This is a genomic window from Endozoicomonas euniceicola (genome assembly GCF_025562755.1).
Lineage (GTDB): Bacteria > Pseudomonadota > Gammaproteobacteria > Pseudomonadales > Endozoicomonadaceae > Endozoicomonas_A > Endozoicomonas_A euniceicola.
On the sequence record NZ_CP103300.1, the window covers coordinates 24,990 to 50,490 of the forward strand.

Sequence of the window (25,501 nt, forward strand, 5' to 3'; positions counted from 1 at the left end):
CAGGTCAACAGTGCTCCTTCATCCAATAGAGCCTGACTTTTGTAACGACCTTCCCATATCACGGCCTTTGCAATCATCTTCTTTATTGGCTGCCCTTGCCAGGTATTCATTCAGGCAACGCATAAACCAGCTGATATCCAGTAGACGGTTGCGGTACTCTTCGGCGAAGGAGGTAATGGCAACATGATCTTGACTCATCACTGAAAAGGATAAGTCAAGATTAGGATTTGTGATAAAGAGATAGCTAAAAGTCAGGGGGCTTACGGCGAAAATGTTAAGCATCCAGGCATCTTCCGGTGAAAACAGGCGGGCAATGAGCTGCGCAACCGTTTCCTCGTCAAATACAACGTTCTTGAAAAATCGCTGGATTCGGCGATAACAGGAGGATGCCTGAGCCGTGCCTGGAAAGGTTGTTGCCAGCTGTGTCCAATTGACGGTGCGACGCTTGATGATTGCCACTATGAGAATAGAAAGTACATCAAGATGTGGCTTGTTCCAGTGGAGATAGAGCTTAAACTGTAGGGTGAGTGAGCTGATGGAATTCATAACTGCTTGAAGCGATGGTTTGCACTCCAAGCTTTGTAGCACAGATTTTTGTCAGCTCACTTTTTGTCGTGTACAGAGGTCATGTCGCCCTGTTCAACACTGGCAACAACCTTCAATTTAAAGCCTAAAGTAGAGCCTCGCCGTGTGCGTTTTCTGCGGGTATTCGGGAGGGTTCCCATAATAGGTCTCCAGATTGTCAACCTATTTCAGGACGGAACAGGCAAACGAAAAAAGCCCTGCTAATTCCTTAGCAGGGCTTTTTAATATGGCGCGCTCGGGAGGATTCGAACCTCCGACCGCCTGGTTCGTAGCCAGGTACTCTATCCAGCTGAGCTACGAGCGCGCAAAACTTTTCAGCAAACTTCGTTCATTAAGCTGTATGGCGGTGAGGGAGGGATTCGAACCCTCGATACGGCTACAAACCGTATACTCCCTTAGCAGGGGAGCGCCTTCAGCCTCTCGGCCACCTCACCGTCAAGACCGTTTCGGGTCTTATTATGGCGCGCTCGGGAGGATTCGAACCTCCGACCGCCTGGTTCGTAGCCAGGTACTCTATCCAGCTGAGCTACGAGCGCGCAAAACTTTTAGTACATTTCGTTCATTGGCGGTGAGGGAGGGATTCGAACCCTCGATACGCGTTAACGTATACACGCTTTCCAGGCGTGCTCCTTCAGCCACTCGGACACCTCACCGTTTTGCTGTTCGCCTCATCAGCGAACGAGCCGTAATTTATAGAAACGCCGATTAATTCGCAACCACAAATCGTTAGAATTCGGAAAATAACTAAGGAAAGTAGCAACACCGAATATCCAGCCGTCATCCCAGCGCAGGCGGGGATGACGGACACAAATCAGATCAACAGCCACACATCACTGCTACCTGGCTCATCCCCCTGCGTCCACCATTTGGCTCTGTAGGTATTCCCCTGCCAGGTCACTTCCTGACCACCGGTATAGGCTTTGTCCGAACTCCATTCCTTGAGGGTTCCGTCGTCCGCTTCTTCCCATACTGCGGACTTGCCTGGCTCATCACCCTGAGTCCACCATTTGGCGGTGTACTGAATGCCATTGTGAGTGACCTGGTCTCCGCCCACATAGGCCTTAGAGGCGTCCCAGGTGGACTTTCCACTACTTGCTGCCTTCACTGTAACGGTTACCGTGCCACTGTCACTGGCCTTGCCGTCGGTAACCGTTACCTGAATGACCACCTGTGTATCCACGTCGACATCGGGTGCCTGGTAGAGCAAGGTCGCCTGATTACCCGTCTGGGTCAGTGTTCCTTTGGTGGCGGTGAAGGTCAGGGCATCACCATCGGCATCCGTGGCAGATACAGGAATGGTGACCGACTGGCCGGACTTGACGCTGGCTGTGGCTGGCAGTGATAACATCGGTGGCGTGTTGTCTGCCTCACCGCTGCCTTTGACGTTAACCAGCACTGTCCTGGTCTGCCTGGCACGGCCATCCGATACGGTAACAGTAACGGTCTTCTGGGTATCGACCCTGGTTACTGGTGCCGTGAAACTAATTTGCGCCTTGCCTGGCTCAAGCTCGGTTACTGTTCCGCCTTCAGCGCTGAAACTGAGACTGTCGCCCTCTTTATCGGTGGCTGAAACATTAAAGGTGATGGTCTGTCCGGAATCGGCAGACTGAGGGCCGGGCACTGTGAGTTCCGGCGGAGTATTGGGTGTGACGTTCTGGTTGAACACTTCATGGATTTTTTCCGCCAGCGGAGAAGACAGCCTGGTGCACTGCTTCAGTTTTGGCCCAAAGCTCTTGAATTCCCCTTCACACTTGATATCCCCGGCAACCTGCCAGACGATGATGCCACCCAGATCGTGATCCATGACGTACTGCGCCTTTTTCTCAATGGATGCAGGGTCGTCGTAACTGAGGAAAAACTTGTCTTTTATGGCGTAGGGAACCTGGGCGTTATCATCCCACTGTTTCTGCCAGCCGGTCTGCTGGATGATGTAGTTGTAGCTTGGCTGCCCCTCGAACTTGCTCCAGTTATCCAGGTCCACCGCCGATTGGGTGGGGCCATCAACAGAGAAGTTAACCAGACGCTTGTCTGTTGGTACACCAAGGGATGCTGAGTTCTCAGCGGTTTGTACACCACGACCATAGAAGGCAGCACCAAAGTTGATTTTTTCTGAGGGGATGCCTTTGTCTGCCATCCATTGACGCAGTGTATCCAGATCAAGCCCTTTAAATTCTTCTTCAGGGTAAGGATAAAGCGGCGCATTATGTCCAGTGATGCCCGACCAGCCACCATTGAGGTCGTAGGTCATCATATTGAAGTAATCCATAGAGCGAGCCAGGCGCGCCCAGTCGTACCCTTTCAGTTTGGCGGTGGAGGCCGAGAAAGCAGCGGTCAGCAGCTTATCCTTACCAATACGGGCACGAATATCTTCCATCAACTGTTCAAAGTTGGCGTAGTCTTCGGGTGAGCCCTGAAAGTTCATGCCACCGGTGCCAGGGTATTCCCAGTCAATGTCGATACCATCAAAGCCCATGGCCATGAGACGGTCCACATCCTGCAGAAAGCGCTCCTTTTTCACAGGGTCAGCAGCCATTTCCGGGAAGTGTCTGGACATACTCCAACCGCCCAGCGACGCCATGACTTTTACGTCTTTCTGGTGAGCCAGATCGATCAGGCCGGGTGCGCCTCCCGTTTTCTTCAATGGTAGAGGGAAGCCTCCGGTAATCCCTGTTGGTTCATGTTTCCAACCATTTTGATAGGGAATGAAACCCTGTTCTACGACTTTTTTCCGTTGTTCTTTTTGCCAGTCCTCTTCGCCAGGGTATTCCCAGAGATACTCCATTTCACCCCAGAGAATATGCAGATCCCAACTGGAATAGACGTCGGTGTTCAACAAAGGCGAAGGCTCCTGAACGGCATCCTTCTGGTAGATTGACTTGTTTCTATAATCCCCGCTATGAAGCGAACCGTCTCTGGCTACACCGAAAAATGAAAAGTTCAGTATGGAATATATATCCATATTGACGTTTAAATGGGTGGCTTCGCCTTTTACAGTGAATCCGGCACTGGCATCTTTCCAGGCTTCCCACTGGGTAAGATAACCAATGACCGCTTTATCATGTGACGGTGCTGCGTGGGTAGCGGTTGCGGAGACTAGCAGAGAGGCAATCGCGCTTGCCAGCAAGGCTTTTCTCATCCCCTTCCTCATTCCTTTTTTCATAGAATTTCCATCGTTATTACTATTTTTCATCTGTACACCTGCATCACCTCAGATGTCTGGCAAATTATTCCATGTAACCGGTTACATTTCCAGCAACCTATGGAAAGCCCGTCTTGTGCAATGGCAATAACACTGATTTAATGGGATTTTTTTCGAAAGGTTTCTGCCTGCTGTTCAATGAATACCCTAGCCAGTATTCCCGCAATCCACTCCCACACGCTACACACGTTGCCGGAGTACACTCCCAGGGCTCTGGATCAATACAATCTTCAGGTCTGGCATAACCGGTATAACTGTTCCCTTCATACCTGGCTGTCACAGGCAAAAGTCAAAACAGGCAAAAGTACCATCTCTACCTGTTTCATTCTTTATATCGAATACAGAGACTACTGTCGCTGCAGCCGTTACACAGAGTTCAGTTTCAGTACCCTTCATGAAGCCCTGGAGTTTCGCACCCGTCAGGCAGGCATTGTTGAACTTCAGGGCATCAGCCCTCAAATGACCCAACGCTACCCTGTTAAAGCTGAACCTCAGAACGATGAACCGGGTTGCTGAAGAAAGGCCAACTCTTCTGCCGTACTCTCTCTGCCGAGAATGTCATTGCGATGGGGGTAGCGACCAAACTGTCGCACGATAGCCTGATGCTGTCTGGCAAAATCCAGTGAGCCGGACAGATACTCTTTCAGTGGCCCGTCTGCCTGTTCGGTCAGTCGGGCAAACTGTTTAACACAGTCATTCTGATCCGCCAGATTTTCGCTGTGCATCAGCGGCATAAAAAAGAAAGACTGCCAGAGTAACGGCAGTTCATGATAAGCACCTGTCTCAACACCTTGCTGACACAGTTCAAGCGCTTTCTGATCGTAGTGAAACGCTTCAGGCTGATCACGAAACATATTGCGGGGAAACTGATCAAGACAGATAATTGCCGCTAACCGGCCTTCAGCCCTTTGCGACCATTCATCACCAAGTCCCTGATGCACTTCTTTAACCAGATTCAGAAACCGGGATGTTATTTCTTCATCCATGTCACTGTCTTTCTGCCACCAGCGTTTTATCTGCGCCTTTCCCAGTGGCTCACCGCCAAACCAGAAATCCAGTACCTGCTGACTGTTCATTGTTTTGTCTCCTTTGAGCTCATTTCATATTGGAGAAATGTTATCGATGGCAAGCACGATTCAGTAAACCATACTTAAATTCAGTCTCTATTGAAAATATCCAGAATGACTCCAAATAGTCATTATCCGTTTCAACAAATCAAACCGGCTATCGAACATCATGACAGACCAGGAATCTATCGATCCAGAAGTTATTTCTGCTGACGAGCAGGATGAAGAAACAGGCACCACACTGGTACTTCCCGAACACGCTCTCCCCGACAAGCTTTATCTGATACCTGTATCCAACCGTCCCTTCTTTCCGGCACAGGTTCAGCCGCTGGTTTTCAGCAGCGAAGACTGGGAAGAAACTCTGCAACGGGTCAGCCAGAGCCCTCACAAAGTGGTTGGCCTGAGCTATGTTGCGGGTATGCCGGGTGACGGTACCAAGGTTGATCCGGAAGATTTTCCCGAGGTAGGTTGCACCGTCAAAATTCATAATGTGGTGGGTGAAGGTGAACAGATACAGTTTATCGCCCTGGGTATGCAGCGTTTCCGCATTAAACAATGGCTACGCAAACGTCCTCCCTACCTGGTTCAGGTGGAATACCCCGATAGTGTTCAGGACGACAGCGATGAAATCAAAGCCTATGCCCTGGCATTGATTCAGGCTATTAAAGAGTTGATTCCACTGAACCCACTCTATAGTGAAGAGTTGAAAAATTACCTGAACCGCTTCAGCCCAAAAGACCCTTCCCCACTGGCTGACTTCGCCGCAGCGATCACCACGGCTCCCGGGCAGGATCTTCAGGATGTGCTGGAAACCCTGAAGGTTCAACGGCGCATGGAAAAAGTGCTGGTTCTGATCCGCAAAGAGCAAGAGGTGGCACGACTGCAAGGTGAAATTAACGCTGAAGTCAATCGTAAGATCAGCAAACACCAGAGAGAGTTCTTCCTCCGTGAACAGCTCAAGGTGATTCAGAAAGAGCTGGGCATTTCCAAGGATGATCGTACCGCTGAGATCGAGGAGTTCGAGTCTCGTCTTGAAGCGCTGAAAGTCCCTGAAACGGCCCGTAAAAAAATCGACGACGAGCTGAAGAAACTCTCTATTCTGGAAGTCGGTTCACCGGAGTACGCCATCTGCCGTAACTACCTGGACTGGGCCACCTCGGTTCCCTGGGGACGCTTTTCCGAGGACAACCTGGACCTGGACTTTGCCCGCAAGGTACTCGACGAAGACCATGACGGACTGGAAGACGTCAAGGATCGGATTATTGAGTTTCTGGCCGTCGGCGCTTTCAAGAAAGAGATTTCCGGCTCTATCATGCTGCTGGTTGGCCCCCCCGGAGTGGGTAAGACATCCATTGGTCGCTCAGTGGCGAAATCCCTGGGCCGCAAGTTCTACCGTTTTAGCCTTGGGGGCATGCAGGACGAAGCGGAAATAAAAGGCCATCGTCGCACCTATGTGGGTGCCCTGCCGGGTAAGCTGGTTCAGGCACTCAAAGAAGTCGATGTCGCCAACCCTGTAATTATGCTGGATGAAATAGACAAAATCGGTGCTTCCTACCGGGGAGACCCGGCCTCTGCGCTGCTGGAAGTTCTGGACCCGGAGCAGAACAGTGAATTTCTGGACCATTACCTGGATATGCGCATTGATCTGTCCAAGGTGCTGTTTGTCAGTACTGCCAACCAGCTCGACACCATTCCCGGACCACTGCTCGACCGGATGGACACCATCAGGCTGTCCGGCTACATCACTGAAGAGAAGCTGGCGATTGCCAGAAACCACCTGTGGCCCAAACTGCTAAAGAACGCCGGACTGAAAAAGGCTCAACTGAAAATTTCTGACGCGACTCTAAAAGCACTCATAGAAGGTTATGCCCGTGAAGCGGGTGTGCGCCACCTGGAAAAGCTGTTGCAGAAGATCATTCGCAAAGCCGTGGTGGTTCTGCTGAAAGGCAAGCAGAAGAGTCTGAGCGTTACCATCAAAAGTCTTGAGGAATACCTGGGCGCACCCTACTTCCGTCAAGAGAAAGTCATTGATGGCGTCGGTGTTGTCACCGGACTGGCCTGGACCTCTATGGGCGGTGCCACACTCCCGGTAGAAGCCGGGCTGATTCATCGCCAACGAGCCGGTTTCAAACTGACGGGCAAACTGGGCGACGTGATGAAAGAGTCGGCTGAAATTGCCTACAGCTATGTTTCCAGTCAGACCGGCCAGTTCGGTGCTGACGAGAACTTTTTTGAAAAAGCCTTTATCCACCTGCATGTGCCAGAAGGTGCAACACCAAAAGACGGCCCCAGTGCAGGCGTGACGATGGCTACTGCCCTGATCTCACTGGCACGGGGGAAAAAGCCCAGGGCTGTCGCCATGACCGGAGAGCTGACCCTGACCGGTCGGGTACTGGCTGTCGGAGGTATTCGTGAGAAAGTGATTGCAGCCCGCAGACAAGGCATTTCAGAACTGGTTCTGCCAGAGGAAAACCGTCGCGATTACGACGAGTTGCCTGATTACATCCGGTCTGGAATGACTGTGCACTTCGCCAGCGTTTATAGCGATGCCTACCAGGTGATGTTTGGGAAAAAAACAGCCAGAAAAACGCCGAAAAAGAAAACCGGAAACTGAAACGTACTGTGCCGCCAGTATAAGGCGGCACAGATTTTTTCTTACGCTCTAATCAACGAGGGCAACCCCCGTTTGGACACATGAGTGAGCATTTATAGTTATAATGCCTGCGCACGCTTCTGTCCAAAAATCCCCGAGACCATTAACGCATATAAAACCAGCCTTTTATCTAAATGACTGGTCAGAAATCCGGCTGCTAGACTTTAAAAAGTGCTCATCACCACAGGACACGGCTGTTAAAGCCCGGCAAGCATGGAACCCAGCAGACCGCCATCATCCACAGATTCGTTGCAGTTTTATGATGCACTGGAAAACCTTCCTGATACTGATCCTGATACCTTCTCATCAGACCCATTGCATGGTCATCGAAAAGTAGACACAGTCGACCTTAACCAGGTATTCAGCCAAATCCCCAACCGGAAAGATGACGGAACCACTGGTGCCTTTAAACCAATACAAAAAATGCAGATCGATATCCAGAAACCACAGTCAGGCCTTTTGCAACGCACCTTTGGCTGGTTGTGGGGAAAACCTCCTGAACAGGCTGAAGAAACTTATAAAACAGCAACATCAGTCACCACAGAAACCATTAAGCCAAACAAGCCTGCCCGGTCCAACTGGGTCGTACAAAGGCTTAAGAGTTACATCATCAGCCCTGTCAGTGATTTTCTGGTCAAGCCACTGGCGGAACGCCTTGTTAAACCGGTGGCCAATCAGGTTCTCGTTAAGCCTTTCAAACATTTTATTGTGCCTCAGGCTCAGAAGCGGGTCGCCAATCTGGCCAGATACCAGCTGTTGGAAAAATGGGCCGGTGTGACTTTTGATATGGAGGATGAAACCTGGCAGCAACTATTTACCGATATCATTCTGACTGCATTTAAAGATCTTGATCCCCAAAAAACAGGTGTTTATCAAAACCTTAAAATCCCCAGGCTGACCATAGAGACCCGGAACGGGCCTCTTGTTATATCCAACCTGTCACTCTCAGCCTGTCTGAAGCCACCTGAGAGCGAAAGTACCGAAATACAGAACCAGCAGGGCCAGACAACCATCAGCATCCATCAGGTACGCTGTGATGTCGATATTCCTGTGGAATATCAGAAAGAACCCGTCAGTCTGCAATTCGCAACCAACCTGGGGGAGGTTCATCTGGGAACGGATATTGGTAAGTTCCTTAACTTTACGTCAGCCTACACCTGGTTGCGAGAAAGCAAGGACAGCCCAAACCTGCCCCGTGACCATACTGCGTTTCAGGTCTCGCTGGCAGAACTGGAAGTTAAATACAGCAATACCAATACGGCGTATGCCATTGACGGTGAATACGCGGACCCGGCCAGCAAAGAACCGGGACTGGCCGAGTTTAACAAGGGTACAGCGACCTTCAGGAATCTGAAGATGTCCAAAAAAATCAACCTTGTCCATCAGGAAGCCGACCAGTCAGCCGTCACCACCATGGACGGAATGGAAATCCATTTTGATACCGATGACAACAGACCTTCAGTGGTCGCACTGAACAAGATCGCTCTGTCCGATATAGACGATGATCATAACAGCTCACTGAGCTGTGAGCTGACACTCCAACCAAAGCACCTTGAAAAGTCTCCCTCCTTAATGTTGCGTCTGCTGGGTTTTTTGCTGGGCGGAAAGACAAAAATATCACTGCACGCCCCGGTTCGCAGAGGCGATATTGCCCTTAAAGACCTGAAATATTCCAAAAAGCAACTGGCAAAGCTATCCGACAGTGAACGACAGGGCAAAGGTTATATTGAGGTCGAAAGCAGCAATCCGCTGATTAAGCTGATACTTGGTCCGCTGCTTCGTTCCAGATTCACCCGGATTACCCAAACAGCAAACGGTTCAACGACAAAGCCCTCTATCCAGATAGGCGCACAATTTGAAGTTGAACTTCCCGGCCTGATACCCGGTAGTGGTCATGAAGACGATCATGGGACTATTGTCATGACCGAGCTGTTCGACCAGATTGGTGGCGATCTGCTCAACGGCTGGTCCTTGATTAATTCAAGGCTCCTGATTTGTCCGAAACGACTGGAAAACCAGTGTGTTCTTGCCAGTCGTGAAAAAGCAACAGGCTCCACCAGCCCGGAGCAGTCAAGACAACTGGTCATGATGTATAAGGAGCTAAAACAACGCCAGCACCACAGGGAAGCTCTGAGAGCCTGCCTGGCCATCACCACGCCCGTTTACAAAAAACTCATCCTCGAATGCGATGATCCAGATGAGCGGGCTGAATATTATAAAATTGCCCATGAGCTGACAGAAGTCGACCCTCCTAAATCCGTCGCCATTTTTGCCGCACTGTTACAAAGAAAACAGTATGCAGAAGAACCAAAAACCGCAGACCCGAACTGGCTGACACAAATGGCTTTGGATTTTGAGCGTGAAGAACCCGACAATATTGGGCTGGTGATTGATACGCTGTCATTTGCTTACAAGTCTGACCCATTCGCAGGTTCTGAGGCCATGCGTCAGTTACTGCGCCTGGTTAAAGAGGGGCGCTGCCCGGGAGAGGTGATCTCCCAGCTTGTCTGGGACCATGTTAAAAGCGGTCGCTTTGAAGGGTCTCCAAAAGCGCTGGCGCAAACGGTGGACGCCATCGAAAGTGTGGTTGGAGAGTCCGTAATTAACATCCTGCGGGAATATCCCACCCAACCACTGGCCGACCTGTCAGCCAGCGATTCTGAAGCCCCGGAACTTATCGACCGGATCAGCAACCTGATGCAGAAATATAAGTTGCCAGTGCCTGCGGCTGAATTGCACTTGCACATCGGGGAAAAATTTGCCGCCGAACGGGTGTTGGAAACCGCCATTCAAAACAACAACCCGGATGCTCTGAGGGCAAGGATTCGCTGGGAAATCAAAGATGGCAGTATCGGTTATCCACGCTATATCGACGCCGCCAAGGTACTCCTTGAAACACTTTCCAACCCGGCGTTACCTGCTGAAATGAAAGAAGCGGGCGAAGAAGCCTTCCACGAATTCTGGCAACAGACTCATGACAAACCGGAAATAGCAACAGCATTTTGTCATCCTTTTCACACTGGCAGCAAACACCCTTATAACCGTTTTGTCCGGCAACTATTTTCGATACCCCATGAGCTGACCCTTAACCCAGATAAATTTGTCACCAAAATACATGAAATGCGCCTGTTGCTATTGCAGGCAAAAGAAACTGCGGACATAGCACCCGCTCAGCTGGCGATGATCAACCATTTCGCGACCCTACTGAACAACCTTCAGGCTCTGAATGATCAGGCCCGACTATCAACGCTGTTGTTAAGGCAGCCGCAGGCCAGTCAGCCAGTGGTTCAGAGTCTGCTCCCGGCTGGCAGAACGCCAGTTCGGGTGAACCTGAATCGGAGCCCCGGAAGTAGCAGTGTGCCAGAGACCGCACCGGACTGGATGCAGGAAGCGACAGACCGGCGACAACTCAATTAACGCAACCGTCAAAAACAGGATGTTACATGAACAGGCTTGGACCAAAAAAGGGACATTCCGACGTTCTGCAAACCACTGCCAAAGCTGGGAGTAACAATCCGACGCCAGAAAAAGGTCGGCATAACGGGCAGGAGGTCACCTATACGGAAGCGCCACCTTCCCAATCAAAGGCAAGCGACAAAGCCCGGGCATTAAATCAAATGCCGGACCTTGAGCAGCGCCAGATTGACAAGCTCGAACAGGAAATGAATCTGCTCAGGATCGTGGTCGAAACCCCTGATACTAAGATTTCCTCTTCCAGAGAAAATTTGAGAACGCCTGATGCCAACACAAGTTTGCACGGACTGAAGCCAGACTCCGAAACAACAAAAAGCAGTCACGAATCCAGCACAGACAGTAAAAGCGACGTCACTGCCAGACATAGTGAACCGTCACACAAAACCGGTATTGAAGAATCACAACCGTTAACCTACCCATCAAAAAGCTCTGTATTTTCTTCGCTGATCTCAAAAATAGCCAAAAAAATCGTCGCATCCACCCGCTATCTGATGGATACAAAAGAGATTGAAGAGAGCAAAAAATTCAGGAAAGCCGCAAAAAAACAGTACGAAAAAGCCAGGACTCTCTGTGTAGACACTGAGAAAAAAATTAAGACGCTTGAAGATAAAATAAGAAAACTGGAAAACCAATCAGGTCAACTAAAGATCTTCAACGCATCCAGAGCCAAAGAGCTTCAGGAGAAAAAAGCAGAACTAGCAAAGCAGCAGCAGGCTCTCCCTCATCGGCACGAAGAGGCTGCCGTCCTCTGTCGTGAATTTGAGAAAGCCGTCCAATTCCACGAAAGCCTTACTGCCAACGGCAAAAAGGTAATTGAACCGCTATCAAAGTTCTTAGCCTCCGTCAGAGATTTTTACGCCGCCAGCCACCCCAAACAAGGGAAGCCTGGAAACGTGCGTATTGATATCCCTCTGGATCACCTGGTACTAAACACCCAGGAAGGAAAAATAGTACTCGATAACGTTAATGTCTGCATTGCAGGCATAGACTTTGTTAAAGGTCCGGGCGGCAAGATGTGTCCTGTTTTCAAAATTTCAGAACTGGAGGCAACCGCAGCCGTTGATATGCCTGATGGTCAGGTTGTGAAAGCCAGAGTCAGTGCCAGAGGAATAAAAGCAGGACTATCAGGCAGTGCCGGACAGATGTTGTTTAACTACACCACGGCTCCGAATGCCCTGTCTGCCGGTTATGGTCTGCTGAAAGAGATTGGTCAGATAACTCAGCCCCCCAATTTTGTTTCCCTCGGTGCTCAGGAGATTAATGTTGAACTCCCTGAATTTGCGCCTGCTGGCGCTGCCTCACTATTAAAGAGCGTGAAAGCTTCGCCAGAGCCACTGATTGACGCCCTGTTCAGAGTCCTGAGTTTCCGGCTGGCCGCGAAACTGGGGAAAGTTACGGTTGCCACCAAAGGTAAGTTGCAGGCTGATGGCGAGCTTTCAGACATTCATCTTGATTACCGTCCCGAAATCCCCGCTACTGAAACCGTTCCGGCGGCCAGAAAGGGTGAGACTCCAAGACGCCTGAACGTTCAGTGCGGTCGTGCCGAAGGGAGCATTAATAATGCGCTGGAAGTGGCCAGTGAGCTGAAAGAGGTTCTCACACCCTATAGCCCGTTTGCCCGGTGGCAAAATATAGCACTGCCTCTGAACCAGCCTCCCCCCTATTCCGATGAGCCGCCACCGCCTTATTCAGCACAGCCATCAGACAGCCCGCTGATGCCTGATACAGAAACGCAGCCTGATCCTCTAAAGAAGCCCCTCAAAGCCAGCGACCTGATGACACTGGCGGGCAAAACACAGTTGTCAGCCAGCAACATAAATATCGACCTGACTCGTCATGTTGAGGGCGCAGGCACCCTGGAAGCGCACCTCTCTGGCAATGAGCACATTGCTGCAAAAGTAGAAAAGCTGTCTATAAAAAATCAGGGCGATCTGGACGCCAGGATTACCGCTACCGGAATAAACAGCCATGTCACCCTGACGGATGGGAAACCGCTGTCATCGCCGCAGGGCGTAAACCTGCGGCCTGCCAAACTGGATGCAGAGGTTAATATTGGCAACGTAGAGGCCAATATTAACGCTCCCAAAGGCAAGGGAATTGAGAGGGCTCTGGGAAAGGACACTCTGATCAGAGGTGAGCTGAAACTGACAACGGCAAAGCCCGCCAGTATCCGCTGCATAAAGCTGGGTGACAACCTTACCGTCACAGGAGAGTTACCTGACCTTGATACGGATGTATCACAACCCTTCCAGCTTTCCCGCAATGGTAATGGCATTCATTTGCCCGAAGGCCATGTGAAATTGAAGGGTAAAATGGCAGTAACAACCAATAAGCACATCACCACGATTAAGCCCGATCTGGAGCTGAACAGCGACAACGTGTTAGAAGCAGTGATTGACGGTCAGCCTGTTCCACTTGACCTCAGCACCGCTGTCTCAATCGAAAGAACCTCTCCCAAACTCTTTGTTCGTGAAGACCCCGAAACCGGTGTTAAAACCATAACGCCCGTTATATCCAGAGGCGAGCTGAACTTTAACCGGTTAAAAGCCGGACCCGTCACCATGGGGCAGGTTAAAGTGGTTCTGGATGGCGAGAATTTCGGGGCGGTTCATATTACCGAAGCTGAAGTTAATCTCAGGGATGTTACAAAACTCCTTTACCCACCGTCTCACGGCAGTGATGCCAAAACAAAAAAGAATCCCATAATCAAATGGCTTATCAAACGAGCCACCCGACATCAACGCCTCATGTGTGATGCCCAGTTAAAAATTGTGGGTGGCGCGGTTGATTTGAAACAGCTCGACAAAGTGGATCTTAAAGTGGCTCCCACTTCCCGATCCCGTATTGACCGCTTTTTCAACTGGGTATTGAACAAAATGGTACAGCGTCACAAAAAACAACTGCTGCAGTTTTCTCTCGCCATTGAACACCATCCCATTGAAGCTAAAGACGACAGTTTTCAAGTCTTTAAAACGACAGAAGACGTCAGTGAGCCAGCCCCTAAAGCCGCTTATCCGGCACCGGAAGAATCAGAAAGTGACGCACTGGAGCCGCCTGAATTCATCGATAGGGAATCCGTACGGACAGCATTTAAACACACCCCTGTATTAAAGCTGCCCAGTCCCATTGGTATTGAAGTCCCCCTGCCGCTGCCCGCTGACTGCATCCAGCCCGATGCAAAAGCCCTTTCCCTATCCTCTCTGCTCAGACAAAACACCGGCGCCCTGGTGGTTTCTAAACGGGATGTGGAACAGCTGGAGAAAGCACTGCAACAGATTGACGCAGGCAACCCGGTTGCTATCAGCTACCTGGTGGGAATCATTGAACAACACCATGACAACGCATCCCTTCAGGGGTTAGTTCACCTTGTGGCAAAACAGCTTCCGATTAAAGCCATTGAGAAACTGTTTAACGAACGGCCCGAAATCAAAGAATCAATAGCACCAGAACTATTGATATGCGCTGACAAACTATTATCCCATCCAGAACTCTGCATCGAGGCAACCCAGCTCTGCCAGCTGGCAGGCCAGCCCTTCGACATTGACCGGATAGAACAGGTGATAGAACAGGCAGAAACTAACCCACAGATCAACCTGACAGGACTGGCACGGCTGCTGGAAATGAAGTTCAATAACCCCCTTCTGGCTAAATCCTGTTATGAAAAAGCCCTTGAACGAAACCCATCTGACCCACTGGCTAACCGCTGTCTTGGCAAACTGCTGCTCAGAGAACAAAGCAGGGCGTTCAGCTTCAATGATGTCCATGCTGCCTTTGAACACCTGATTACAGCCTGGCAGGCAGGAGACCGAACGATACGTCATGAGCTGGAACAGCTTGAAACCTTTTACAGTCAAGAGCTTGATGCCGCCCACAACGCAATTATAACCCGGGCCGCCAGGCTCAGGCTGGCTATGGTCTGTCTGGAAGAAGAAAAGGATCACCACGACTTTACCGAAGCAATGACCCGACTGTTAGAACTGGCGAATCAGCAGGCTGACCCACTGACACAACAACAGGCCATCAAGCTGATTGAGCACAGACGCTCAACCGGAGACCTCATATTCCATACCAGCGACCCTGACGTTTATCAGACCAGCCAGCAACAACTGGAAGCTGCCAGCCAATACCTCAGGAAACTGGATATCAAAGCCTTACAGCCTTTTGCCAGAGAGCTGGGTATAAAGTGTCTGTATGGCAGTCACGGCGTTGTTCAGAATCTCGATCTGGCTATGCAATTACTGATCATTGCGGACAGTCAGGAAGATCAACAGGCCAGGTTTCATCTCAGGCTGGCCGAGAGAGCCCTGAAGTCAAAACAACAGAAATCTTACGACAAACTGAGAGCAGCCGCCGCTGCGGCTGTCTGATGTTTAATTTAACGGTGACGGACGTTCAGTTAGCTTTCTTCAAATAGCTTTGGCCAAATAGCTTTTAACGGTATTAACGACAGCCTGCGTCTGACTGTCGATTTCAAGATTTACTCTGTCCCCTGGCTGACAGTTCGCAAATGTCGTGAGTTTCAGGGTTTCAGGAATCAGGTGAACACAGAAACGATTGTCTTTGACTTCCTCACCAACAGTGAGGCTGGCACCGTTGAGGGCAATATAGCCTTTGGGGAGAATATAATCGGACCAGCGGGCATCAAAGCGGAAAAACACCGTCGTGTTGTCCGGGGTGTTAATCACCTCGTCAATGACCACGGTATCGTGAATATGCCCTGATAACAGGTGGCCGCCGATTTCATCACCAAAACGGGCAGCCCTTTCCAGATTAACCAGCGTTCCCGGCTCAAGCTCTCCCAGGTTAGTGACTCGCAATGTCTCCTGCATGGCATCAAAGGTGACTTCGGATTCAGTGAACCCGGTTACGGTCAGGCAGGTGCCGTTAATTGCAATACTGGCCCCGGTTTCAACACCTTTCAGAAGCTCCTCCGGCAAAGCTACCGACAGCGTTGCAAACTGCTCTTTTCTCGCAATAGCACTGACTGGAAACACACCTTTGACGATACCGGTAAACATGTTGGTTTTCTCGTGACTGCCTGAAAAACAAGGATGTTATCTTAACATCAGCTTTCCAGTGACTGTAAGCGCATAAGCCGTTCCAGAGCCGTTAAACTGTCTGGCGTGTAGCTTCTGTGAAAGCGATTGGCCAGAATATGTTCCGGTTTTTCCCTGACCACCGCAGCCACCTCGTCTTTCTGCAAGGTCAGATCGCCATCGTACTGGCAACTGTAGACCTTTCCCCATACACGGCAGTCGTCGTTGTGAAAATAAAAATGACAGTGCGCGGTTAAAGGCACGCCCGATATCCCCAGTTCCTCTTCCAGCTCACGATAAGCAGCTTCGTCATACTCTTCCCCTTCAGCGACGACTCCGCCAGTGGCAGGATCAAAAAAACCGGGGTACAAATCTTTGTTCATCGTACGTTCCTGTACGTACACACGTCCTTCAGAATCAAACACAAACACATAAGTGGCCCGGTGGCACAGCTTTTCCCTGCGCATCTGCTGGCGGCTGACTGTGCCGGTAATATGGTTATGTTCATCAACCACAACCACCTTTTCCTGCACAGAAGACTGATCACTGGTTACCGCAGGCTGGGAAAAATTTGCATGGTTATCAGACATCGGCACTGCATCCTCTGGGAAACTGTTATTATTATGCGGGGTTCCACAGCCCACATAGTAGAGAGCAAAACACCATCAGGCAATACCATCAGGCAATGGCCGCCTTCTGCCGGTCTGTCAGTATCACCGGGTGCACCAGTTCGTCAAAGTCCTCCCAGTCAATCACCAGCAGCTCTGAAGCGTCACCGCTGTTAAAAGCCAGGGTTTTAGCGGACTTCAGGGTCTCCATGGCATAAACCGGCAAGCCATACAGGTTGCCAAAGGGTGGCATTGCCCCCGGTTCACAGGTTGGAAAATGACAGGCAAACTCTTCCTCGGTTGCCAGTTCAGCAGTATGACTGCCCGCTACATGGCGCAACATGCTGAAATTGACTCGTTCCGTGGCGGGTAAAACACAGAGCGCCATTTTGCCATCCAGTTTGACGACAACGGTTTTAGCCACCCTGTGACCACTGATATGAGCCTGCTCAGCAACTTCCTGAGCTGTAAAGGCGGGTGTATGCTGCTGAGTCCTGTAAGGAATATGATGAGCAGCTAAAAAATCAGCCACTTTCTGAACCGGCATGATAAGCACCTCATGAGCATTCCGGACATCAAATATAAAGGGGTTAAGACAAGAGCGAGACGAGCAATCAGGGTGTCCGGTCGTAAATAAAGTCGTGGAACAAGAATTGTGATGTAAGGTATGAATAATCGAACCAAACACTCTGAATTTGTCAGAGGAATCGCCATTCGTCAAGACTGATAAATTTCAAACAATGCTCATATAATGATCCTGTGTCGAAATTTTCAGGGAGTTCGAAAATGACAACAAACCACACCACAACTTACACTGTCACCACCACGGTTAACCCCGTGGGAACCATGCGCGTACTATCCAACCGGGAAGTAAAGAAGCTACAGGACACCAGCAAACGCGGCTTACACCGTTTGTTCCGGCAGTGCGCTCTGGCGGTATTGAATGGGGAACACGAAGGCGATAGCGCCGAAGAGCTAATGACTCTGTATCAGGATTTTGATATTCGCATTATCCAGGAGCAGCGCGGACTGAAGCTGAAGCTGTATAACGCCCCTGCGGATGCTTTTGTCGCAGGCAAACTGATCCGCGGGGTGCGGGAAAACCTCTTTTCTGTTCTGCGGGACATTCTTTATGTCTCGGCTCATATCACAGAAGATCCTCGCTTTGACCAGCACAGCAGCCAGGACACAACCCACATGGTGTTTGAAATCCTGCGTAATGCTGATGCTTTTATTACCAAACAGCTGCCTAATACCGTGGTCTGCTGGGGCGGTCACTCCATCAGTCGGGATGAGTACGAATATACGAAAATTGTCGGCTATCAACTGGGCCTGCGTTATATGAACATCTGCACAGGCTGTGGGCCTGGCGCTATGAAAGGCCCAATGAAAGGGGCTTATATTGGTCATGCCAAACAACGGCTCAACCGGGGGCGCTTTATTGGTTTAACCGAGCCGGGCATCATTGCCGCCGAGTCACCCAATCCGATTGTTAATGAGCTGATTATCCTGCCAGACATTGAAAAGCGTCTGGAAGCTTTCGTACGGCTGGGACACGGTATTATTGTGTTTCCCGGTGGCCCCGGCACCTGCGAAGAAATCCTCTACATCATTGGCATACTCCTTAACCCGGCTAACAGGGAGATACCCTTCCCCCTTGTATTTACCGGCCCGGCATCCGCCAAACCTTACTTTGAGCAGATCGACCGCTTTATTGGCAAAACTCTGGGGCCAGAAGCCCAGTCGCTTTACCAGATTATTATTGATGATCCGGTGGAAGTGTCCCGGACCCTGCGAGCCGGACTTGAGCAGGTCACCCGTTTTCGTCGTAAACAGGGCGATGCCTATTACTTTAACTGGCTACTGACCATTGACGAACCGTTCCAGAAAACCTTTGAGCCCAACCATGCCAACATGGCCGCTCTGGAGCTTAGCCTGTCCCTGCCTACCCACGAACTGGCCGCCAACCTGCGCAAGGCCATGTCCGGCGTGGTGGCAGGAAATATCAAGGAAGAAGGCGTAGCAGCGATACGTCAACACGGGCCGTTCCAACTCAGTGGCGACACAGAGCTGATGAAGGAAATGGACACCCTGCTTCAGTCATTTGTCGATCAGTATCGTATGAAGCTGCCCGGCAGTCATTATGAACCCTGCTACGAAATCGTTCAGTAACAGTCTGACATGATGGCTGTTGGCGGTTGGCTGTTGGCGGTTAGCTGTTGGCGGTTGGCTGTTGGCGGTTAGCTGTTGGCTGTATAAAAGCTAACAGCTAACAGCTAACAGCTAACAGCCAGAAGCTACAGCCCGACTCGGTTTCCACTTAACTTATACCGCACTATCCGATATACTGCCCGCGCTGCCGGTGCCTGTGTTCAGGCTCCTGATCCTATAACAAACAGTCAAAAATCAATCGACGACAACCACTAATAACAAGGACTACCGGCAAAGGGATGAAGCGCTCATCCCTGTTTTTTTTACAGCTGCACAAGGATCTGCAGTAACTGTGCAGAACATAATTTTCATCAGGAACATCTGCATCTGATCGCCCACCGTTTCATCACTGATGAAATCCTACGATCAGGCAGCACAGATGAGAGGGTATATACGTGCTAGAAGCCTACAGACAACACGTCGAAGAGCGTGCTGAAGAAGGTGTCCCACCAAAGCCGTTGAGTGCCGAACAAGTCACCGGCCTTATTGAGCTGCTGAAAAGCCCCCCCGCAGGTGAAGAAGACTTCCTGCTGGAACTGCTGGAAAACCGCATTCCTCCCGGTGTTGATGAAGCCGCTTATGTAAAAGCCGGGTTCCTGTCAGCCATAATCAGGGGGGAGACCGGATCGCCACTGATTGATAATCAGAAAGCAGTAAAGCTACTGGGTATGATGCTCGGCGGCTACAACATCGAGACACTGGTCAGCCTGCTCGACAGCACCGAACTGGGGGAACTGGCAGCAGAACAGTTGAAGAAAACCCTGCTGGTGTTCGACGCCTTCCACGACGTTGAAGAAAAAGCCAAAGAGGGCAACACCAATGCCGTAGAGGTGCTCAAATCCTGGGCTGACGCTGAATGGTTTACCCAACGTGAAGCTGTCCCTGACAGCATCAAAGTGACGGTCTTTAAAGTCTCCGGTGAAACCAATACCGACGACTTATCGCCCGCTCCGGATGCCTGGTCGCGCCCGGATATTCCGCTGCATGCTCTTGCCATGTATAAAATGACACGGGACGGGCTAAAACCGGAAGAACATGGCGTTACCGGGCCTCTGGCACAGGTCGACGAGATTAAGGCCAAAGGACTGCCCGTTGCCTTTGTTGGCGATGTGGTGGGTACAGGTTCTTCCCGTAAGTCAGCCACCAACTCTGTGCTGTGGTTCTTTGGTGATGATATTCCCGGCGTACCCAACAAACGGGCCGGCGGTATCTGTATCGGAGGAAAGGTAGCACCGATTTTCTTCAACACCATGGAAGACGCTGGGGCACTGGTTTTTGAAGCGCCTGTCGACAAACTCAACATGGGCGATGTTATTGAAATTCGTCCCTACGAGGGAAAAATTCTGTCCGAATCCGGAGAAGTGCTGTCTGAGTTTACCTTAAAGTCCGACGTTATCTTTGATGAGGTGCAGGCGGGTGGACGGATCAACCTGATCATCGGTCGCGGACTGACGGAAAAAGCCCGGGAAGCTCTCGACCTCGGACATTCTGAAGTGTTCCGTCGCCCTGCCACCCCGACAGACTCCGGCAAGGGCTTTACCCTCGCCCAGAAAATGGTCGGCAAAGCCTGTGGCGTGACAGGCATCCGCCCCGGCACTTACTGTGAACCGAAAATGACCACCGTGGGTTCTCAGGACACCACTGGTCCCATGACCCGTGATGAATTAAAAGACCTGGCTTGCCTGGGTTTCTCTTCCGACCTGGTCATGCAGTCCTTCTGCCACACGGCCGCTTACCCCAAGCCAGTTGACGTGGAAACCCACCATTCCCTACCCGATTTCATCATGAACCGTGGGGGTGTTTCACTGCGTCCCGGTGATGGCATCATACACAGTTGGCTGAACCGCATGTTGCTGCCCGACACCGTGGGTACTGGTGGTGATTCTCACACCCGTTTCCCACTGGGCATCTCCTTCCCGGCCGGCTCAGGTCTGGTGGCCTTTGCTGCTGCTACCGGTGTGATGCCGCTGGATATGCCGGAGTCCATACTGGTGCGCTTCAAGGGTGAAATGCAGCCCGGCATTACCCTGCGCGACCTGGTTCATGCCATTCCTCTGTATGGCATCAAACAGGGTCTGCTGACGGTTGAGAAGAAGGGCAAGAAGAATGCTTTCTCCGGTCGGATTCTGGAGATTGAAGGTCTGGAAGACCTGACCGTTGAACAGGCCTTTGAACTGTCCGACGCGTCTGCGGAACGTTCTGCCGCTGGTTGTACCATTACTCTGTCAGAAGCGTCTGTCACTGAATATCTGAAGTCTAATGTCACCATGCTGCGCTGGATGATCAGCGAAGGTTATGGTGATCCGCGTACTCTGGAGCGTCGCGCCCGGAAGATGGAAGAGTGGCTGGCTAACCCGGCCATGATGCGTGCCGACAAAGACGCCGAATACGCCGAAGTGATTGATATTGACCTGGCTGATATCAAAGAGCCTATCCTGTGCGCCCCCAATGATCCGGACGATGCCCGTACACTCTCGGATGTGGCTGGCGACAAGGTGGATGAAGTGTTCCTGGGTTCCTGTATGACCAATATCGGCCACTTCCGGGCTGCTGGCCGTCTGCTGGAACAGAACAGCGACCCCCTGCAAACCCGCTTCTGGATGTCCCCCCCCACCAAGATGGACAAGGCACAACTGGAGCAGGAAGGCTTTTACGACATCTACAAAACCAGCAAAGTTCGTACCGAAATCCCCGGCTGCTCTCTGTGTATGGGTAACCAGGCACGGGTAGAGCCCGGTGCTACGGTTCTGTCTACCTCAACCCGGAACTTCCCGAACCGTCTGGGTGATGGAGCCAATGTCTACCTTTGTTCGGCAGAACTGGCATCAGTGGGCGCTATTCTTGGCAAAATTCCAACCGCAAAAGAGTACATGGAATTTGCCAGAAACCTGGATTCCATGGCTGCTGAAGTCTATCGTTACCTGAACTTTGATCAGGTCGATTCATACCAGAAAGCGGCTGACGATATCATTGCCAGAGCACGCTGATTCAATATTTAAAACATTTCTAAACCCCTGCCCGTCAGGGGTTTTTCTTATCAGGTCAATGGATAGCCACTTTTTCCGGTCTTTATATCGCTCGCCCTGAACGGTGACGGTTATACAGCGGCTTATACTTTAGGTATCGCAATGACCTGACCATTACCTGAAAACACTATGAATCCCCTGTCTGATAGCAAAGCACGCCCGCGATTACAGGCTTTTAAAAAGTGGTTAAAGCGCTCGTTCAAGGGGTTATTCAAAGACAAGCCGGTTCGAATTCTCACCAGTCATGTTGGCCGCTCCCTCCAGGCTGCGCCTGACTGGAGTACACAGCCTGATATCAGAGACCGTGATATAAGCTGCCACGATCACCCCTCAACCACCTCTTTTCCTTCTCACGAAACAAAAGTGTCAGCAGCGGACACTGCATCAGAGCAACAGCTGGCGTCTGATCTTGCCAGCAGGGCTTTTAAATTAAAAATGGAGGGTTACAGAAACCGGAATATTCAATTGATGCAGAAGATGAGCCTGTTAAAAGCCTATGTGGACAGCAGAGACTGGTCGTTGGTTGACAGCTTTATAGAACAACATCTGGAGCGCCAGGGAGTTCATGATTTTTCTATCTACCGGCGACAATGCAAAGCTATCGCCAATGCAACGCCCCATAGGCCACACTCCACGTCCAGCTCCACCTCTCTACCCACGGACACAAAGCTGGAGCGACGCAAGACTTCTCCCATGCCGGTACGCTTATCGGTACTGAGCTTCAGAAATGGTCAGGTCAATCTGTTCAGTGGCGACATTACCCGAATAAACCATAAGGTCCACCCCGGCATTAACACCATTGTCTGTCCACATCGTTCTGAACAACGCCAAACCACACCGATTCTTGAAACACTGACCGGCAGGGAACCAGCCCTTAGCCACCGGGGGCTTCTTGATCAGCTACAGGCACTGGAGTCCGGTCAATCCATGGTAACTGCTGCCGGTAAAGTCTCTGAGCTGGGCTTTAAACAGATAGTACACACCATTCTCCCTGAACAATGGGACAGCCAGCCAACAGCCCGCCTGTTTAACGCTTATATCAGCGCCATCAGGGAGGCCCATCATCAGGACTCAGCGAGTATCGCCATACCAATACTCAGTCGTTACATGAACCTGTCGGTAAAAAACGAAGCTCAGATCGCGCATCGAGCCATTGAGTACTACCTGAATCACCCGGACACAAAACCTGCGCCTCCCAGGATATTTCTGGTATTTCCTGAAAACGCTATTGGTGAACAGCTTCGTAAAGCGCACTACCAGCTCAATATGGACTCAACGTCGAAAAATGCCCCTCCTGCCAACCATTCATCCCGTATTGACAAGCGACAGCTGGAGGAAGCTTTGGAAAGCATACTGCCCACCAAAGAGGGTATGCCGGTTGCTGCCCGGATGCAGTGGCTAACTGAAGAAACGGATCGCCTTATTGAATTGATCAGGGATGGGCAAGACCCGGGAGAGGCCAGTGACCAGCTTATCGATTATCTGGATACGGCTGAAGATAGCCTGGATGCGAACCGTCATCACTTAAGTACGAATGAGCAGATACTGGTGCGTAAATTTCTCAATGATCTGAACGACAGGCTTAGACCTTATTACCATCAGCCACCCGATGAGGCCTAACGGATCAAGTTCAGTCTGATTTTCAGACTTTTTATCTGCCCGACCTCAACCGTTTTATTATTGGCATACCGACATTCAACATACTCCCTGATAAATGCCCATACTGTGTCTGACAGTTCAGGATGTTCTGTTTCGATACGCTTCGCCAGACTCAACTCCCCTTCCCCATCCTGTAACTGAACCCCTAACCGCTGAAGCTTGCCAAGAAAACGCTTATATAAACGACTAAGTTCATCTTTCTTATCACGCCGGTCTAACAGTAGAAGACTCATTCCCCCTAATACCATGAATACAATCACAGCCAGTAAAGTGATCTGTCGCCATTGCAGCTGATCGGTGCCAAGCCATTGTTTCAGTAAAGCCTGCTGCTGCTCTCGTTGATAATCAATAACCGTCCGCTGCCAGCGATATTCAAGGTTTTCGTAAAATAGCCTGAAGTCGTTTAGCAGAGGCACCTGACGGTAGCGAAACAACGACAATGGTTTCTCATTAAGAAAGCCGCCATCGAGTCCCAGCGCCGTCTGCAAATCCACTAAAATACGTTCCGGTGCAACAGCCATGGTTGGATCATAACGCACCCAGCCTTTGCCATTGACCCATATTTCTACCCAGGCATGGGCATCGAACTGCCGAACCTGAATCATATTTTGTTCAGGTTTGAGCTCCCCGCCCTGATAACCGGAAACCACTCTGGCCGGAACCCCCGCCGACCGCATCATAAAGACAAATGCCCCCGCATAATGCGCACAAAACCCCTGCTTTTCAGAAAACAAAAAACGGTCAATGCTCTCTCCTGCCATTAAGGGCGGCGACAGTGTATAAGCAAAGCCCTGCTCCTGAAAATACCGCATAATGCGCATGGCCAGTTGTTGGGGCTGCCCTTTTTCCTCCAGCATCCATCGTCTGGCGGTTCGTCGTGCCCTGGGGTTGCCCCTGGGCAGTTGCACATTGAGTTTCCGCAACCAGCCAGGCAAAGCGTCTACAAAGACCGGAGTACTCCCGGAAACAGAATACACCTGACGTTCATACAGTGGACTTCCCGCTTCCAGCCGCATGGTTCGCAGCAACAGAAAATGCCCCTGACTCTCTGCTGCAGGCCCCAGAGTCACCAGCCAGGGCGAGCCGGTTGCTTCCAGAAGAACTTCATAACGGTAGCCGTTGGGCTGTTGTAACCACCAGTCAACAGGCTGACGTTGATCCTGTTGCCAGTCAGTGACTGCGATGCCCTTGCTGACCAGATCGGTGGTTGACGACTGATACCAGCTTTTTCCGTCAAACTGATCCATCACCACCATACGCCAGTAACGTTCACTGGCCGGGGGCAGGCTGTCTTCAAAAACAGCCCTGAAAGCCAGTTCATCTGACTGGCTCAGGCGCGCAATATCGCCCGGTGCCATACGATCAGTGACGCCTGTCGTTGCACTGTAATCAGGCTGGGGCACCGACCACAAAGGGTCCAGACGAGGCACAAGAACAAACAGAACGACGGTCAACGGCACCGCCTGCAACACCAGCATAAGGCCATAACGCAGGCTGCTGACCACTGGTAAAAAATCCGTTCGCCGGTAGAGCCCCTGCTGAGCTGCGATTAATACCACCAGACACAGAAGCAGCCAGGCAGCCTGCAACAAACTTTGAGAAAACAGGACACTGGTGGTGACCACAAAAAAACCAATATAGACGACAACCAGCGCATCGCGGCGATGGCGCATTTCCAGCAGCTTTAATGAATAAGCGACAGCCAGAACAGAGACCATGAACTCCAGTGTCCACAGTGGCTGAAAGCTGACAACAACCGTCCCCAGTGCCAGGGCAATCAGCGCAATTCGCAGCCAGAGTGGCGGCCAGAAAGAGCGTCCGTACCACAATGTCAAACGCCATATAACACTGAGCAAGGCAATAGCAAGCAGCGGTAAAGGCAGAACAGATCGTAAGGGCAGTAACACCATCAACTGAGCCACCAGCAACCAGATCACCGACGTACGGCTGATGCCTTCTTCCAGTGGATGAGTGTCAGCCATG

Annotated in this window: 15 protein-coding genes and 4 tRNA genes; 7 read left to right on the plus strand and 12 right to left on the minus strand. The window is 51.0% G+C overall.

The annotated features are described in order from the left end of the window. Positions 1-18: 18 nt before the first annotated feature. The 7 genes from NX720_RS26830 to NX720_RS00205 all read right to left on the minus strand — a co-directional run bounded on the left by NX720_RS26830 (position 19) and on the right by NX720_RS00205 (position 3,775). Positions 19-546, minus strand: a complete 528-nt coding sequence (locus NX720_RS26830) for a hypothetical protein (RefSeq protein ID WP_318654078.1) — start codon at positions 544-546, stop codon at positions 19-21. Between the two features lie 56 nt (positions 547-602). Beyond that, the gene (locus NX720_RS00180) at positions 603-725 is read right to left on the minus strand and encodes a hypothetical protein (RefSeq protein ID WP_262598685.1); all 123 of its coding nucleotides are present in this window, start codon (positions 723-725) and stop codon (positions 603-605) included. An 87-nt stretch (positions 726-812) separates the two neighbouring features. Then, positions 813-889: transfer RNA gene (locus tag NX720_RS00185), tRNA-Arg, on the minus strand. 37 nt (positions 890-926) lie between these two features. Continuing rightward, positions 927-1,019: transfer RNA gene (locus tag NX720_RS00190), tRNA-Ser, on the minus strand. A gap of 25 nt (positions 1,020-1,044) precedes the next feature. Beyond that, positions 1,045-1,121 (minus strand) — tRNA-Arg (locus NX720_RS00195). Positions 1,122-1,148: 27 nt separating this feature from the next. Then, a tRNA-Ser gene (locus NX720_RS00200) sits at positions 1,149-1,238 on the minus strand. A 158-nt stretch (positions 1,239-1,396) separates the two neighbouring features. Then, positions 1,397-3,775 carry a glycosyl hydrolase family 18 protein gene (locus NX720_RS00205; RefSeq protein ID WP_262598686.1) on the minus strand — a complete coding sequence of 793 codons (2,379 nt, stop codon included), beginning with the start codon at positions 3,773-3,775 and terminating at the stop codon, positions 1,397-1,399. 147 nt (positions 3,776-3,922) lie between these two features. Between NX720_RS00205 and NX720_RS00210 the strand changes: the two genes are divergently transcribed. After that, on the plus strand, positions 3,923-4,300 hold the full coding sequence (locus NX720_RS00210) for a hypothetical protein (RefSeq protein ID WP_262598687.1): 378 nt from the start codon (positions 3,923-3,925) through the stop codon (positions 4,298-4,300). On the opposite strand, the gene NX720_RS00215 is transcribed toward NX720_RS00210, so the two are convergent. Then, positions 4,276-4,860: a DUF924 family protein gene (locus NX720_RS00215; protein ID WP_262598688.1), complete on the minus strand. Its 585-nt coding sequence runs from the start codon at positions 4,858-4,860 to the stop codon at positions 4,276-4,278. The two genes, NX720_RS00210 and NX720_RS00215, sit on opposite strands and share 25 nt — an antisense overlap. A gap of 160 nt (positions 4,861-5,020) precedes the next feature. Here NX720_RS00215 and lon point away from each other — a divergent pair, with 160 nt between their 5' ends. The 3 genes from lon to NX720_RS00230 all read left to right on the plus strand — a co-directional run bounded on the left by lon (position 5,021) and on the right by NX720_RS00230 (position 15,345). Then, positions 5,021-7,465 carry an endopeptidase La gene (gene lon, locus NX720_RS00220; protein WP_262598689.1) on the plus strand — a complete coding sequence of 815 codons (2,445 nt, stop codon included), beginning with the start codon at positions 5,021-5,023 and terminating at the stop codon, positions 7,463-7,465. Positions 7,466-7,717: 252 nt separating this feature from the next. Continuing rightward, positions 7,718-10,921, plus strand: a complete 3,204-nt coding sequence (locus NX720_RS00225; protein WP_262598690.1) for a hypothetical protein — start codon at positions 7,718-7,720, stop codon at positions 10,919-10,921. A gap of 26 nt (positions 10,922-10,947) precedes the next feature. Further along, a complete protein-coding gene (locus NX720_RS00230) occupies positions 10,948-15,345 on the plus strand; it encodes a coiled-coil domain-containing protein (protein WP_262598691.1) in 4,398 nt (1,465 codons plus the stop codon). Between the two features lie 39 nt (positions 15,346-15,384). On the opposite strand, the gene NX720_RS00235 is transcribed toward NX720_RS00230, so the two are convergent. The 3 genes from NX720_RS00235 to NX720_RS00245 all read right to left on the minus strand — a co-directional run bounded on the left by NX720_RS00235 (position 15,385) and on the right by NX720_RS00245 (position 17,169). Continuing rightward, positions 15,385-15,996, minus strand: coding sequence for a riboflavin synthase subunit alpha (locus NX720_RS00235; RefSeq protein ID WP_262598692.1), 612 nt, complete (start codon positions 15,994-15,996; stop codon positions 15,385-15,387). 47 nt (positions 15,997-16,043) lie between these two features. Further along, positions 16,044-16,604, minus strand: coding sequence for an NUDIX hydrolase YfcD (gene yfcD / locus NX720_RS00240; RefSeq protein ID WP_262598693.1), 561 nt, complete (start codon positions 16,602-16,604; stop codon positions 16,044-16,046). An 88-nt stretch (positions 16,605-16,692) separates the two neighbouring features. Further along, a complete protein-coding gene (locus NX720_RS00245; RefSeq protein WP_262598694.1) occupies positions 16,693-17,169 on the minus strand; it encodes an aminoacyl-tRNA deacylase in 477 nt (158 codons plus the stop codon). A 239-nt stretch (positions 17,170-17,408) separates the two neighbouring features. Here NX720_RS00245 and ppnN point away from each other — a divergent pair, with 239 nt between their 5' ends. The 3 genes from ppnN to NX720_RS00260 all read left to right on the plus strand — a co-directional run bounded on the left by ppnN (position 17,409) and on the right by NX720_RS00260 (position 23,479). Next, positions 17,409-18,794, plus strand: coding sequence for a nucleotide 5'-monophosphate nucleosidase PpnN (ppnN, locus tag NX720_RS00250; RefSeq protein ID WP_262598695.1), 1,386 nt, complete (start codon positions 17,409-17,411; stop codon positions 18,792-18,794). 434 nt (positions 18,795-19,228) lie between these two features. Next, complete coding sequence (gene acnB, locus NX720_RS00255) at positions 19,229-21,820, plus strand: bifunctional aconitate hydratase 2/2-methylisocitrate dehydratase (RefSeq protein WP_262598696.1); 2,592 nt, start codon at positions 19,229-19,231, stop codon at positions 21,818-21,820. Between the two features lie 168 nt (positions 21,821-21,988). Then, positions 21,989-23,479 carry a macro domain-containing protein gene (locus tag NX720_RS00260; protein WP_262598697.1) on the plus strand — a complete coding sequence of 497 codons (1,491 nt, stop codon included), beginning with the start codon at positions 21,989-21,991 and terminating at the stop codon, positions 23,477-23,479. On the opposite strand, the gene NX720_RS00265 is transcribed toward NX720_RS00260, so the two are convergent. Further along, on the minus strand, positions 23,476-25,500 hold the full coding sequence (locus NX720_RS00265; protein ID WP_262598698.1) for a transglutaminase family protein: 2,025 nt from the start codon (positions 25,498-25,500) through the stop codon (positions 23,476-23,478). The genes NX720_RS00260 and NX720_RS00265 overlap by 4 nt on opposite strands. Position 25,501: the final 1 nt, after the last annotated feature.